Source organism: Gluconacetobacter brunescens, assembly GCF_048695475.1.
Lineage (GTDB): Bacteria > Pseudomonadota > Alphaproteobacteria > Acetobacterales > Acetobacteraceae > Gluconacetobacter.
Genome location: NZ_JBLHEN010000001.1, coordinates 1,236,323 through 1,248,927, shown reverse-complemented (window position 1 = coordinate 1,248,927; position 12,605 = coordinate 1,236,323). Strand labels below are relative to the sequence as shown.

The 12,605-nt window shown below is 68.0% G+C and carries 12 protein-coding genes and 1 other RNA gene; 11 read left to right on the top strand and 2 right to left on the bottom strand.

Annotated elements, in window-relative coordinates:
- Positions 1 to 40: 40 nt before the first annotated feature.
- Positions 41 to 1,795, top strand: coding sequence for a gamma-glutamyltransferase (gene ggt, locus ACMAUO_RS05515; protein ID WP_420357209.1), 1,755 nt, complete (start codon positions 41 to 43; stop codon positions 1,793 to 1,795).
- Between the two features lie 102 nt (positions 1,796 to 1,897).
- Here ggt and nudC read toward each other — a convergent pair whose 3' ends face one another.
- Complete coding sequence (gene nudC / locus ACMAUO_RS05510; protein WP_420355938.1) at positions 1,898 to 2,842, bottom strand: NAD(+) diphosphatase; 945 nt, start codon at positions 2,840 to 2,842, stop codon at positions 1,898 to 1,900.
- Between the two features lie 183 nt (positions 2,843 to 3,025).
- On the opposite strand from nudC, the gene ffs reads away from it, so the two are divergent.
- From ffs to folB, 6 genes are all read left to right on the top strand, one after another.
- Positions 3,026 to 3,122, top strand: an RNA gene (ffs, locus tag ACMAUO_RS05505) — signal recognition particle sRNA small type.
- Positions 3,123 to 3,190: 68 nt separating this feature from the next.
- Positions 3,191 to 5,224, top strand: a complete 2,034-nt coding sequence (locus ACMAUO_RS05500) for a DNA polymerase III subunit gamma/tau (protein ID WP_420355937.1) — start codon at positions 3,191 to 3,193, stop codon at positions 5,222 to 5,224.
- Between the two features lie 13 nt (positions 5,225 to 5,237).
- Positions 5,238 to 5,561, top strand: a complete 324-nt coding sequence (locus ACMAUO_RS05495) for a YbaB/EbfC family nucleoid-associated protein (RefSeq protein WP_420355936.1) — start codon at positions 5,238 to 5,240, stop codon at positions 5,559 to 5,561.
- 25 nt (positions 5,562 to 5,586) lie between these two features.
- Positions 5,587 to 6,183: a recombination mediator RecR gene (gene recR / locus ACMAUO_RS05490; RefSeq protein ID WP_420355935.1), complete on the top strand. Its 597-nt coding sequence runs from the start codon at positions 5,587 to 5,589 to the stop codon at positions 6,181 to 6,183.
- A 171-nt stretch (positions 6,184 to 6,354) separates the two neighbouring features.
- A complete protein-coding gene (locus tag ACMAUO_RS05485) occupies positions 6,355 to 7,146 on the top strand; it encodes an SDR family oxidoreductase (protein WP_420355933.1) in 792 nt (263 codons plus the stop codon).
- Between the two features lie 24 nt (positions 7,147 to 7,170).
- Positions 7,171 to 7,569 carry a dihydroneopterin aldolase gene (gene folB / locus ACMAUO_RS05480; protein ID WP_420355932.1) on the top strand — a complete coding sequence of 133 codons (399 nt, stop codon included), beginning with the start codon at positions 7,171 to 7,173 and terminating at the stop codon, positions 7,567 to 7,569.
- Positions 7,570 to 7,602: 33 nt separating this feature from the next.
- Here the strand turns inward: folB and ACMAUO_RS05475 are convergent, their stop codons facing one another.
- Positions 7,603 to 7,929: a TIGR02300 family protein gene (locus ACMAUO_RS05475; RefSeq protein ID WP_420355931.1), complete on the bottom strand. Its 327-nt coding sequence runs from the start codon at positions 7,927 to 7,929 to the stop codon at positions 7,603 to 7,605.
- Between the two features lie 195 nt (positions 7,930 to 8,124).
- Here ACMAUO_RS05475 and aroA point away from each other — a divergent pair, with 195 nt between their 5' ends.
- From aroA to ACMAUO_RS05455, 4 genes are all read left to right on the top strand, one after another.
- Positions 8,125 to 9,474: a 3-phosphoshikimate 1-carboxyvinyltransferase gene (aroA, locus tag ACMAUO_RS05470; RefSeq protein WP_420355930.1), complete on the top strand. Its 1,350-nt coding sequence runs from the start codon at positions 8,125 to 8,127 to the stop codon at positions 9,472 to 9,474.
- Positions 9,471 to 10,127, top strand: a complete 657-nt coding sequence (cmk, locus tag ACMAUO_RS05465) for a (d)CMP kinase (RefSeq protein WP_420355929.1) — start codon at positions 9,471 to 9,473, stop codon at positions 10,125 to 10,127. The genes aroA and cmk overlap by 4 nt, the downstream gene beginning before the upstream one ends.
- Positions 10,128 to 10,363: 236 nt before the next feature.
- Entirely contained in the window at positions 10,364 to 12,076 is a 1,713-nt protein-coding gene (gene rpsA / locus ACMAUO_RS05460; RefSeq protein WP_420357208.1) for a 30S ribosomal protein S1, read from the top strand.
- An 80-nt stretch (positions 12,077 to 12,156) separates the two neighbouring features.
- The gene (locus ACMAUO_RS05455; protein WP_420355928.1) at positions 12,157 to 12,597 is read left to right on the top strand and encodes a hypothetical protein; all 441 of its coding nucleotides are present in this window, start codon (positions 12,157 to 12,159) and stop codon (positions 12,595 to 12,597) included.
- The last annotated feature ends 8 nt before the right edge of the window (positions 12,598 to 12,605 follow it).

Below are 12,605 nucleotides of genomic sequence, written 5' to 3'. Positions count from 1 at the left end.
GCTTCGAGTCCGCTGTGCCGCCCTCATACTGGCGGGGTCGATGCTGGCGGGACTGGCGACGCCGTTCGGGGCGCTGCCGGCGGGGGCGGCGGCCCCGGTGCAGGGAGATGTTCTGACCTTCGGCCAGGCGCAGGCCGCGTTGCTGCCGCTGGCTCCGGCGGAAGGGGCGCACGGCATGGTCGTGTCGGCCCAGCATCTGGCCTCGGAGGTCGGGGCGCATATTCTGGCGCAGGGCGGCAACGCGGCGGATGCGGCGGTGGCGGTGGCCTATGCGCTGGCGGTGGTCTATCCGGCGGCGGGCAATATCGGCGGCGGCGGCTTCATGACCATGCGCACCCCCGATGGACATGCGGTCTTCATCGATTTCCGCGAGCATGCGCCGCTGGCGGCGACCGCGACCATGTATCAGGATTCGAAGGGCAGCGTGGTGCCCAACCTGTCGATCACGGGCTGGAAGGCCGTCGCGGTGCCGGGAACGGTGGCGGGCATGGACATGATCCTGAACCGCTGGGGGCATCTGACGCGCCAGCAGGTGATGGCACCCGCGATCGCCTTGGCGCGGGATGGTTTCGTGCTTGCCGAGGGCGACGTGCAGTTGCTCCATACCTCGACCGCCGATTTCGCCCGTGATCCCGAGGCGCGGCGCATTTTCCTGCGGCCGGACGGCACCCCGTTGCAGGTCGGCGACCGTCTGGTGCAGGCCGACCTGGCCGACAGCCTGTCGCTGATCGCGCGGAGCGGGGCGGCGGCGTTCTATCGCGGCCCGATCGCCGATGCGATCGTCCAGGCCAGCAAGGTCGGCGGCGGCATTCTCCAGGCCGACGATTTCCGTCGCTATGCGCCCCGGGTGCTGCCGACACTCACATGCTCCTATCGCGGCTATCAGGTCGATACCGCGCCGCCGCCGAGCGGTGGCGGTGTCGCGCTGTGCGAGATGCTGAATATTCTCTCGGGTTATGACATGCACAAGCTCGGCCTGTACACCGCGCCTGCGGTGCAGCGCGAGGTGGAGGCGATGCGCCGCGCCTATGCCGACCGGCAGGATTTGGGCGATCCGGCCTTCGTGCAGAATCCGGTCACGCATCTGGTCGATATGCGCTACGCGCGCCAGGTACGCGGGGCGATTCCCACCGATCGCGCGGTACCCTCGGCTTCGCTGAAGCCCGGCCAGATCGAGCCCGAAAAACACGAGACGACCCAGTTTTCGGTCGTCGACGACAAGGGCATGGCGATTTCGGTCACCTATACGCTGAACGGCTGGTTCGGCGCGAAGGTGATCGGCGGCCATACCGGCATCTTCCTCAATGACGAGATGGACGATTTCTCGTCGCGTCCCGGCGTGCCCAACATGTTCGGCATTGTCGGCAGTGAAGCCAACGCGATCGCGCCGGGCAAGACGCCGCTGTCCTCGATGTCGCCCACCATCCTGTCGCGCAACGGCAAGCCGGTGATGGTGATCGGCAGCCCGGGCGGATCGCGCATTCCCACCATCGTGCTGTCCACGATCCTGGGCGTGGTGGATTACGGGCTGGATATCCAGCAGGCCGTGGACCTGCCGCGCATCCACGAGCAATGGCAGCCGGAACCGGTCGAGATCGAGCAGGGGGCGCTGACCGACGCCGTCGCCGCGACGCTGGAGCAGGAAGGCTACAAGCTGGCGCCGCATGCGCCGTGGGGCGTGGCCGAGGGCATTCTGGTCGGGGCGCCGCGTCTGGGCGTGCGGCGGGTCGGGACGGCACGGTATTTCGGCGGCTTCGACCGGCGGCATCCCGGTGGGGCGGCTGTCGGGGAATAGTCCAAAAAACTTTGATTCGTTCAGGAGCCTTGTGCTGGGGACACACGATGTTCCTGACCGAATCAAAGTCTTTTTGCTTCTTTTTCTTCAGAAAAAGAAGACTTACGCTTCCTCCAGCCAATCCTCGATCATCCGCCGAGCAATGGTTGTCGGCGCCGGCAGGGTAAAACCCTCCGGATTACGCACCTCATCCCGCCTCAACCACCGTGCCTCGGCGATTTCCTCCGGGTCCAGCCGCAGGGTTTCGTCCTGGGCAAAGGCGATGAAGCCCAGCATCAGGGCGCCGGGGAAGGGCCAGGGCTGGGCTGAGTGGTAGCGGATGGCGTCCACGCGGATGCCGACTTCCTCCCACACCTCGCGTGCCACGGCTTCCTCGGGCGTTTCGCCGGGTTCCACGAAGCCTGCCAGGGCCGAAAACATGCGGCTTTCGGGGCCGAAGCGGGTGCCGCGCGCCAGCAGCACGTGCTCGCCGCGCCGGACGAGCATGATCACGACCGGATCGGTGCGCGGAAAATGCACATGCGTGGAGTCGGCGGTGCAGACCTGGCGATGCCCGGCCTGGTCGGGCCGGTTCGGTGCGCCGCAGACGCCGCAGAAACGGCTGCGCGCCCGCCAATGCACCATGCCGCGCGCCTGGGCCAGGATTGCCGCATCGCCGGGCGGCAACAGCCCGGCGAGCGGGCGCAACTCGCGGAATGTGCCGCGTGCCTCGGGAAAGAGCGCGTCCGGCAGCTCCAGATGGCCGAGATCGAGGGCGAACAGAGGGCGCTGCTCCAGATAGCCCAGGAAGGTCCAGTGCGCCGGGTCGAGCAGGCCGAGGGCGGAGCGTACCGTGCGCAGCCTCGGCAGCTCGATGCGGGCCGCGTTGTCGCTCTCCTGCACGATCAGGTGCAGGCCACGCCAGCATGGAACGAGAAGCGTATCGCCGTCGGTCAGGTAGCGCGCGATTCGGTCGGGGGCCGTGCGGTCCTGCGCCGCGCGATCGATCGGGCTGCCGGCGTAGAAAATGCCGCCGGTCGGGCCGGGATCGGGCGGGGCAGGGGGCATGGTGGGGGTTCCTGTGTGTCCGTTCTCTGTCCCAAGGATTTTGGACCTGAAGAGGATAATAATGAAATCAATAATTTAATGGTCTTCTGATTGAGGGAGTGTGCCTGCTTCATGGCGAAGGCGGCCCGGCGCCCCATTCGCCCCCTTGTATCCGACACCGGTTTGCGTGCTAAGAAGGCGACGGGAGACCGGCAACGGACGGGCGCCTTGCCAACCCGGTCAGGTCCGGAAGGAAGCAGCCGCAGTGAGTTTTGTCCGGGTCGTCTGTTCGGTCTCCCACCCCGGAAATTCAGTTTTCGATGATGCCGCCGCCCCGGATGCGGCGTTGTGTCGCTCCCGGAAATCGTCATGACCATGTCTTCGGACCAGGATATGTCCGGGGACCCGGATCTGCCGCTTCCGCCCGATGCGGGCATGGGCCTGTTCGGGGATGCCCCGGCCCCCGTCGCCCCATCGGTGCCCGCGCCAGCGCAGGGCCCTTACCGCGTGCTGGCGCGCAAATATCGCCCGACCACCCTTGATGACCTGATCGGTCAGGAATCCACCGTACGAATCCTGCGCAATGCCTTTGCGCTGGGGCGGGTGGCCCATGCCTTCATGCTGACGGGCGTGCGCGGGGTGGGCAAGACGACCACCGCGCGCATCATCGCCCGGGCGCTGAATTGCATCGGGCCGGACGGCAAGGGCGGCCCCACCGCCGATCCGTGCGGGGTGTGCGCCAATTGCGTGGCCATTCTGGCTGACCGCCATCCCGACGTGCTGGAGATGGACGCGGCCTCGCGCACCGGCGTGGACGATGTGCGCGAGATCATCGAGGCCACGCGCTTCCGCCCGATGCAGGGGCGGATGAAGGTCTTCATCATCGACGAGGTCCACATGCTCTCGCGCAACGCATTCAATGCGTTGCTCAAGACGCTGGAGGAACCGCCGGCCCAGGTCACGTTCATCTTCGCCACCACCGAACTGCGCAAGGTGCCGGTGACGGTGCTGTCGCGCTGCCAGCGATTCGATTTGCGCCGCGTGCCGCAGGCCGAACTGGCGGCCCATTTTGGCCGTATCGCCCATGCCGAGGGCGCGGACTGCACGCCCGACGCGCTGGCGCTGATCGCCCGCGCCGCCGACGGGTCGGTGCGCGACGGGCTCTCGCTGCTCGATCAGGCGATCGCCCAGGGCGGCGCCGAGGCCGATGGCGGCCCGATCGGCGCCGAGCGCGTGGCGGACATGCTGGGGCTGGCCGATCGCGGCCGGGTGTTCGACCTGCTGGAGGCCGTGCTGTCGGGCCAGCCGGACCGGGCGCTGACGATTACCGACGAAGCCCATGCCCGTGGCGCCGATCTGGGCGTGATGCTGGGCGATTTGCTGGAACTGATCCACACCGTCTCGCGCCTCAAGGCGGTGCCGGCGCTGCGTCAGGCCGCCGATCTGCCGGAGGCCGAGCGCGAGCGGGGTGGGGCGTTGGCCGACCGGCTATCGGTGCCGGTGCTGGGGCGGACGTGGCAGATGCTGCTGAAGGGCCTGTCGGAAGTCGAAATGGCGGCCGACCGGCGGCAGGCGGCCGAGATGGTGCTGATCCGGCTGTGCTACGTGGCCGATCTGCCGCCGCCCGGCGATCTGGTGCGTCGCCTGACCGAGGGCGGGGCGTCGGCCACAACCGGCCCGGCGGTGCGCAATGGCGTATCCGATGGCGGGCCGGCTGCCATGGCGGGCGGGGCGGCGCTGTCCGGCACGGTCGCGTCCGGACGGCCGGGCGGTGGGCAGGTCGTGGCTCATGGCGGCTTGCGCATGGTGGCCAATGGCGGCGTGCGGATCGCCGATCCGGCGGCGGAGCCGGCAGGCGAATCGGTTGCGGAGATGGTGCCGGAGCCCGCGGACGCGCCGGTGCCGGAAGACGATACCCCGCCTGCGCTGACGACATGGCGCGAGGTCGTGGCGTTCGTCTCCGGGCGCGATGCCATGCTGCATGGCCATCTGCGCCATTCCACCCATCTGGTCGCCTTCGCGCCGCCGCGCATCGATATCCGCGTGCAGCGCGCCGGCCTGCCGGGCCTGATCCGCCGGCTGGAAACCCTGCTGCGCCGCGAAACCGGGCAGGAATGGGAGGTCCGTTCCTCGACCGAGGAAGGACAGCCGACCCTGGCGGAGCAGGGGGCGGAGATCATCCAGTTCCATCGGGCGTCGGCCGAGAGCCACCCGCTGGTTCGCGCGATTTTCGCGCGCTTTCCCGATGCCGTCCTCGGGGCGGTGACGGATCATTCGCTTGACGATTACGGGCTGCCGCCCGAAGAGGCGGCATCCGTCACGCTGGCGCCGGATCTGGAATTTGCCCCGCTCGATGCCGAACTGGTGGACGAGGACGATCTGGACGCCGGCGACGAAAGGTAAGGAGAGACAGTCGATGAAGAATCTTGCCGGGCTGATGAAGCAGGCCACCCAGATGCAGGCGCGCATGGAAGAAATGCAGTCCAAGCTGGAAGGCATGACGATCGAAGGCAGTGCCGGAGCCGGCATGGTGCAGGTGACGCTGAACGGCAAAGGCGACATGAAGGCCATCAGGATCGACCCCAAGCTGGCCGATCCGAACGAGATGGAAATGTTGCAGGACCTGATCATCGCCGCCTGCGCCGACGCGCGTAAGCTGCTGGACGAGCGCGCCTCCGAGGAAATGAAGAAGGTTACCGGCGGCATGAACCTGCCGGCGGGCCTGAAGCTGCCGTTCTAAGAGACGACTCGGGTCAGGCGGACGCATGGGTGGAGCGGACATCGAACGGCTGATCGCGCTGCTGGCGCGTCTGCCGGGACTGGGGCCGCGTTCGGCCCGGCGCGCGGCGCTGGCGCTGCTGCGCCAGCCGCAGACGCGCATGCTTCCGCTGGCCCAGGCGATGGAACAGGCGGCGCGCACCGTGCGCACCTGCTCCACCTGCGGCAATCTGGATACGCACGATCCCTGCGGCATCTGCGCCGATCCGGCGCGCGACCGGGGGCTGGTCTGCGTGGTCGAGACGGTGGGCGACCTATGGGCGCTGGAGCGCGCCGGCGTGCATCGCGGCGTCTATCAGGTGCTGGGTGGCACGCTGTCGGCGCTGTCGGGCACCGGCCCCGACGATCTGAACGTGGCGCCGTTGCTGGCAAGGCTGGAGGAAGGCGGCGTGCGCGAGGTGATCCTGGCGCTGGGGGCTACCGTCGAGGGCGCCGCGACCACGCATTGGTTGCAGGACCGGCTGGAGGGCTTCGACGTGCCGGTCAGCCGCGTCGGGCAGGGCGTGCCGATGGGGGGCGCGCTGGACGTGCTGGATGATGGCACGCTCGCCGCCGCCCTCACCGCCCGAAAAATCTATTCGTAAACGCGCGCTGGTGGCGATCCGACGCGCGTCCGCTGTGCTCCGGTGCTCACGGCCCGTAAGGCCGCTGCGCGCCGGTGCTCGCGGACACACGACGGGCGTGCCGCTGCGCGGCACTCTCGCTCACCAGCCCACGTTTCCGAACAGATTTTTTGAGACTATGGGGAGAGGGGGATGACGATGTGGCCGGTGTCCGAGGCGATTCCCCGGGTGGCTTTCGTGACCGGTGGGGCGGTGCGGCTGGGGCGGGCGATTGCGCTGGCGCTGGCGGATGCGGGCTTTGCCGTCGCCATTCATTATCGCTCGGGGGATGACGAGGCCCGGCGGACGGTGGAGGACATCGTCGCGCGGGGGCAGCGCGCCTGCATGCTGCGTGCCGATCTGGCCGTCGAGGCCGAGGTGACACCGCTGCTCGACCTTGTGCGGGCGGAACTGGGGCCGGTCGGCGTGCTGGTGAACAATGCCAGCACCTTCGACCGCGACGAATGGAACGATGCGACCCGTGCCAGTTGGGATGCGCATCTGGAGCCCAATCTGCGCGCACCGTTCGTGCTGACGCAGGCCTTCGCCCGCCAGGTGCCGGACGGGGCCGAGGGCATGGTGCTGAACATGCTCGACGAGCGCGTCTGGTCGCTGACGCCGCATTTCGTCAGCTATACGGTGTCGAAATCCGCCCTGTGGACGCTGACGCGCACCCTGGCGCTGGCGCTGGCGCCCAAGCGTATCCGGGTCAACGCCATCGGGCCGGGCCCGGCACTGCCCAGTCCGCGCCAGAGCGCGGAGCAGTTCGCGCGGCAATGCGCCTCGGTGCCGATGGGGCGTGGGACGGGCCCGGACGAAGTCGCGCTGGCCGCGTTGTCGCTGCTGTGCCTGCCGTCGGTCACCGGGCAGATGCTGGCGCTGGATGGCGGGCAGCATCTGCAATGGTCGCCGGCGCCGCCCTCCGGTCAGACGCCGGAAGAGTAACCAGAAGAACCAAGAGGCCGTTCAATGTCCATTTTCGCCGCCTGGCCGGTCCAGCCGCCGCTGCGCCGCGTGTTCCTGAAGGACATGGTGCTTCAGGCCAATATCGGGATCTATCCCCACGAGCAGGGCGTGACCCAGCGCGTGCGCGTCAATATCTCGTTCGGCGTGCCGGACGAGCCGGGGCTGACGGTCGGCCGCGACGATCTGAGCCGCACCGTGTCCTATGAGCGGATCGTGCTGATGGTGCGGCGGATCATCGCCGAGGGCCATGTGCGGCTGGTCGAGACGCTGGCCGAGCGAATCGCCATCGGCGTGCTGGCCGACGAGCGGGTGCGGGTGGTGCGGGTGCGGGTGGAAAAGCCCGACATCTTCGACGATCTCGATGCCGTGGGCGTCGAGATCGAACGCTGGCGCGCCGAATGAAAAACCCCCCGCCAGAGGCGGGGGGCATTCCCATCAGTTATCGTGCTCGTCGGAGTCGGTGCTGACGTCGATGTCGGCGCTGATCTCGTCGTCATCGTCGTCGAGATCCGAAGTGTCTTCCATCACGTCGTCATCGGCCTCGTCGTCGGTATCCAGATCGACGGCGGTATCGATGTCACCGTCCTGGGCCTTTTTCGGGCTCTCGGGGACGACATCCACGGGTGTGCGGCGCAGGCGGGGCACATCTGCCGGCTGCTCGGTGCCGCATTTCGGGCAGACGACCGGGCTCTTGCCCAGATCGTAGAAACGGGCGCCGCAGGAGACACAGACGCGCTTGGTGCCGAGATTGGGCTGGGCCATGCTTGAAACCTGTCGATCCTGGAGTGGGTTGGACAAAAGCCGCGGCGAAGGCTGCTTAGGGCGGAGCCCCATGCCAGCTTGTGCGCCGCATGTCAAACCGCGATCGTTGCGTTCGTGACATTTCGGCGTTTTTTGATGCCGTGACGCATGCCGGTAATTGACTTCGCCGCGAACAATCCGGAAGGGATTGGTCCCATGGAAAGCATCAACGCCCCCGCCTCGCGCCCGCTGACTGTCCACGCGGCGACGACCCCTTTGTCCGGGGCCGTCGCGGTGCCGGGCGACAAGTCGATCAGTCATCGCGCGCTGATGTTCGCGGCGCTGGCGCGTGGCGAAACCACGATCACCGGCCTGCTGGAAGGCGAGGACGTGCTACGCACCGCTGCCGCCATGCGGGCGCTGGGCGCTACCGTCACGCGCACGGCGCCGGGCACCTGGCGGGTGACCGGCCGGGGGCTGGGGGCGTTGCAGGAGCCGGACGACGTGCTGGACATGGGCAATTCCGGCACGGCGGCACGGCTGCTGTCGGGCATCCTGGCCAGCCACGGCATCTTCTCGGTCATGACCGGTGACGGCAGCCTGCGCGGCCGGCCGATGAAGCGGGTGACCGATCCGCTGTCGGCCACGGGCGCGCGCTTCACGTCCCGTGCGGGCGGGCGGCTGCCGCTGGCGATCGAGGGCGTGGCCGATCCGGCACCGCTGTCCTACCGCCTGCCGGTGGCCTCGGCGCAGGTGAAGTCGGCCGTGCTGCTGGCCGGGCTGAATGCCGCCGGTACCACGCGCGTCGAGGAACCGGTGGCGACGCGCGACCATACGGAAAACATGCTCCGCCATTTCGGCGCCGATGTCTCGGTGGCCCCGCTGGATGCCGGCGGCCGCGTCATCACCCTCACCGGCCGGCCGGACCTGGTCGCGCGCGATGTGGCGGTGCCGGGCGACCCGTCATCGGCGGCGTTCGTGCTGGCGGCGGCGCTGCTGGTCCCGGGATCGTCGGTGACGGTGCGGGGTGTGGGGCTGAACCCGCTGCGCACCGGCCTGTTCACCACCCTGCGCGAGATGGGCGCCGACCTGCGCCTGTCGAACGAGCGGGTGGAGGGCGGCGAGCCGGTGGGCGACCTGACGGCCGTGGCGGGCCCGCTGCACGGCGTGGACGTGCCGGCCGACCGCGCGCCGTCGATGATCGACGAATATCCGATCCTGGCCGTCGTGGCCGCCCATGCCTCCGGCCCGTCGCGCTTCCGGGGGCTGGAGGAACTGCGCGTGAAGGAAAGCGACCGCCTGTCGGCGACCGTGGCGCTGTTGCAGCGCAACGGCGTGACGGTGGACGTGGTGGGCGACGACATGCTGGTGACCGGCACGGGCGGCGCCGTGCCCGGCGGCGGGCTGGTCGAGACGCGGATGGATCATCGCCTGGCCATGAGCGCCACCGTGCTGGGCCTGATCGCGGCCCAGCCCGTGAAGGTGGACGATACCGCCTTCATCGACACCAGCTTCCCCGGCTTTATCGACCTGATGAACGGCATCGGCGCGGGGCTGGCGGTATGAGCCGCGCGCTGGTCATCGCCGTCGACGGCCCGGCGGCCGCCGGCAAGGGCACGCTGGCGCGCCGGCTGGCCGATGCGCTGGGCCTGCCCTACCTGGATACCGGGCTGCTCTATCGCGCGGTCGGGCGGCGGATGCTGGATGCGGGGCTGGACCCGGCGGCCCAGCCGGCCGACGACCAGGCGCGGCGGGTCACGCCCGAGGACCTGAAGCGCGGCGACCTGCGGGTGCCGGAGGTCGATCGCGCGGCCAGCCTCGTCGCCGCCCAGCAGGCGGTGCGGGCGATCCTGGTCGATGTGCAGCGCGATTTCGCCCGCGCCGCCGGCGGCGTGCTGGACGGGCGGGATATCGGCACCGTCATTTTTCCCGATGCGCAGGTCAAGCTGTTCATTACCGCCTCGCCCGCCGCGCGGGCGCGCCGGCGGTGGGCGCAACTGGCGACCGATCGCGACGCGCCGGACCGCGAGGCCCAGATCGCGCGCGTCGAGGCGGAACTGGTGGCGCGCGATGCCGCCGATGCCGGCCGTGCCGTGGCGCCGCTGAAGGCCGCCGCCGATGCGGTGGTGATCGATACCGATCACCTGACGGCGGAACAGGTCCTGGCCGAGGCCCTGCGGGTGGTGCGGGTGCGGGCCGGCGCTCTCGGCACCGTGTAGGCGGATTCCGCTTCGCGGAGCGGATCTGTGCCGGTTTGTGTTGACAGGCCGGGGTGCGAGGGTGTCTGTGCATTCCACGCGCGGTTCCTCCCTGGGGGCGCGTTGATGCATCGGCCGTCAGGCATGTCGCGACAGGGGTCGTGGACCTAGCCGGGCAAGTCGTTCCGCTGTTGACCGGCGGTGCGCAAGACATCCGGCCCGCCTGCCGTGCCGGAGACGGGATTTACAGGTACCTCATGGCTTCAGCCACCTTACAGTCTGCCGATCATTTCGGCGGCGAAGATTTCGCGACCCTGCTGGACGAGACCCTCGGCCGCGATACCGCGTTCGATGGTTCGGTCGTCACTGGCCGCGTCGTGCGCCTGACCGACGAATTCGCCATCGTCGATGTCGGCCTCAAGAGCGAAGGCCGCGTGGCCCTCAAGGAATTCGGCCCGCCGGGCGCCTCGCCCGACGTGAAGCCGGGTGACGTCATCGAACTGTTCGTCGAGCGCTACGAAGACCGCGACGGCTCGATCGTCCTGTCGCGCGAGAAGGCGCGTCGCGAGGAAGCCTGGACGAACCTGGAAAAGGCGTTCGAGAACAACCAGCGCGTCAACGGCACGATCTATGGCCGCGTCAAGGGTGGCTTCACGGTCGACCTCGGCGGCGCCATGGCCTTCCTGCCGGGCAGCCAGGTCGATATCCGCCCCGTGCGCGACGTCACCCCGCTGATGGGCGTGCCGCAGCCGTTCCAGATCCTGAAGATGGACCGTGCGCGTGGCAACATCGTCGTGTCGCGCCGTGCGGTGCTGGAAGAGACGCGCGCCGAGCAGCGCAGCGAGCTGATCCAGGGCCTGAAGGAAGGCATGATCCTGGACGGCGTGGTCAAGAACATCACCGACTACGGTGCGTTCGTCGACCTGGGCGGCGTGGACGGCCTGCTGCATGTCACCGACATCGCCTGGAAGCGCATCAACCACCCGTCCGAGGCGCTGCAGATCGGCCAGCCGGTGCGCGTGCAGGTCATCCGCTTCAACCCGGATACGCAGCGCATCTCGCTGGGCATGAAGCAGCTCGAGGCCGATCCGTGGGAGAACGTGGCGATCAAGTATCCGCCCGGTGCCCGCTATTCCGGCCGCGTCACCAACATCACCGACTACGGCGCGTTCGTCGAGCTGGAGCCGGGTGTCGAGGGTCTGGTGCACGTCTCCGAAATGTCCTGGACGAAGAAGAACGTCCATCCGGGCAAGATCGTCGCGACCTCGCAGGAAGTCGACGTCATGGTCCTGGATGTGGACAGCGGCAAGCGTCGCATCTCGCTGGGTCTGAAGCAGGTGCAGCGCAACCCGTGGGAGCAGTTCGCCGAGGAGCACAAGATCGGCTCCACGGTCGAGGGCGAGATCCGCAACATCACCGAGTTCGGCCTGTTCATCGGCCTGTCCGCGGACATCGACGGCATGGTCCACATGTCCGACCTGTCGTGGGACGAGACCGGCGAAGTCGCCATGACCCACTACGAGAAGGGTCAGGTCGTCCAGGCGAAGGTGCTGGATGTCGACGTCGAGAAGGAGCGCATCTCGCTCGGCATCAAGCAGTTGCATGAAGACCCCGCCGCCGACGCCCTGGGCAAGGTGCAGAAGGGTGCCATCGTCACCTGCATCGTGACCGCCGTGCAGTCGAACGGCATCGAGGTGAAGGTCGACGACGTGCTGACCGGCTTCATCCGCCGTGCCGAGCTAGCGCGCGACAAGGCCGAGCAGCGTCCGGAGCGCTTCGCGGTTGGCGAGAAGGTCGATGCGAAGATCGTGTCGGTCGATCGCGCGGCCCGCAAGCTGGCCCTGACCATCCGCGGCCGCGAGGTCGAGGAAGACAAGCAGGCGATCAACGAGTACGGCTCGTCCGACAGCGGCGCCTCGCTGGGTGACATCCTGAGCGCCGCGATCCGTCGTCGTAACGCCGACGCCTGATCGGTCCGGTTCACGGATTGAACTAAGGAAAGGGCGGTGCCGGAAACGGCACCGCCCTTTTTCTATTCAAGGGACTTTCAATGAAGCTTGAAGATCATGAGCTGGCTTCGGTGGAAGCGCATTGTCTGGAATATGAAAGCGAGCTGTGGGGTATTTACAGGCATATAGCAGAGGAAGCATTCCCGGAGCGGAACAGGGAACAGCATAAGGAAATATTCCTTCATTTTCTGCGTCATGCCCTGGAGAACAAGCTCTTCCTTTTGAAAGAAGACCCCGATTTCGTGCGTCATCTCAACAGTGTGGCGCCGCCGCACAGGCAGTATCGTCTGCCCGAACCCGGGACACCTGCGGAATTCGAGGCTTTCTTCCGGCTTTTCTGGCCGGAACCCGAAAACCCTGAATATGACATGGAAATTCTGGTCGTGCTGGAAGCGGGTGGGCGTATCTGGTGGATGCAGGATGGCGAGCCCACGGAATGGTTTCTCGGTTATCCGGGAAACAGGCGGAAACCTGCCCGATAGCGCGCCAT

Excerpts from the sequence above, each read along its gene's own strand:
- ggt (WP_420357209.1), top strand. The coding sequence starts at position 41 with ATGCTGGCGGGACTGGCGACGCCGTTCGGGGCGCTGCCGGCGGGGGCG.
- ACMAUO_RS05455 (WP_420355928.1), top strand. The coding sequence starts at position 12,157 with ATGAAGCTTGAAGATCATGAGCTGGCTTCGGTGGAAGCGCATTGTCTG.
- ACMAUO_RS05485 (WP_420355933.1), top strand. The coding sequence starts at position 6,355 with ATGACGATGTGGCCGGTGTCCGAGGCGATTCCCCGGGTGGCTTTCGTG.
- cmk (WP_420355929.1), top strand. The coding sequence starts at position 9,471 with ATGAGCCGCGCGCTGGTCATCGCCGTCGACGGCCCGGCGGCCGCCGGC.
- recR (WP_420355935.1), top strand. The coding sequence starts at position 5,587 with ATGGGTGGAGCGGACATCGAACGGCTGATCGCGCTGCTGGCGCGTCTG.
- folB (WP_420355932.1), top strand. The coding sequence starts at position 7,171 with ATGTCCATTTTCGCCGCCTGGCCGGTCCAGCCGCCGCTGCGCCGCGTG.
- rpsA (WP_420357208.1), top strand. The coding sequence starts at position 10,364 with ATGGCTTCAGCCACCTTACAGTCTGCCGATCATTTCGGCGGCGAAGAT.
- nudC (WP_420355938.1), bottom strand. The coding sequence starts at position 2,842 with ATGCCCCCTGCCCCGCCCGATCCCGGCCCGACCGGCGGCATTTTCTAC.
- aroA (WP_420355930.1), top strand. The coding sequence starts at position 8,125 with ATGGAAAGCATCAACGCCCCCGCCTCGCGCCCGCTGACTGTCCACGCG.
- ACMAUO_RS05495 (WP_420355936.1), top strand. The coding sequence starts at position 5,238 with ATGAAGAATCTTGCCGGGCTGATGAAGCAGGCCACCCAGATGCAGGCG.
- ACMAUO_RS05500 (WP_420355937.1), top strand. The coding sequence starts at position 3,191 with ATGACCATGTCTTCGGACCAGGATATGTCCGGGGACCCGGATCTGCCG.
- ACMAUO_RS05475 (WP_420355931.1), bottom strand. The coding sequence starts at position 7,929 with ATGGCCCAGCCCAATCTCGGCACCAAGCGCGTCTGTGTCTCCTGCGGC.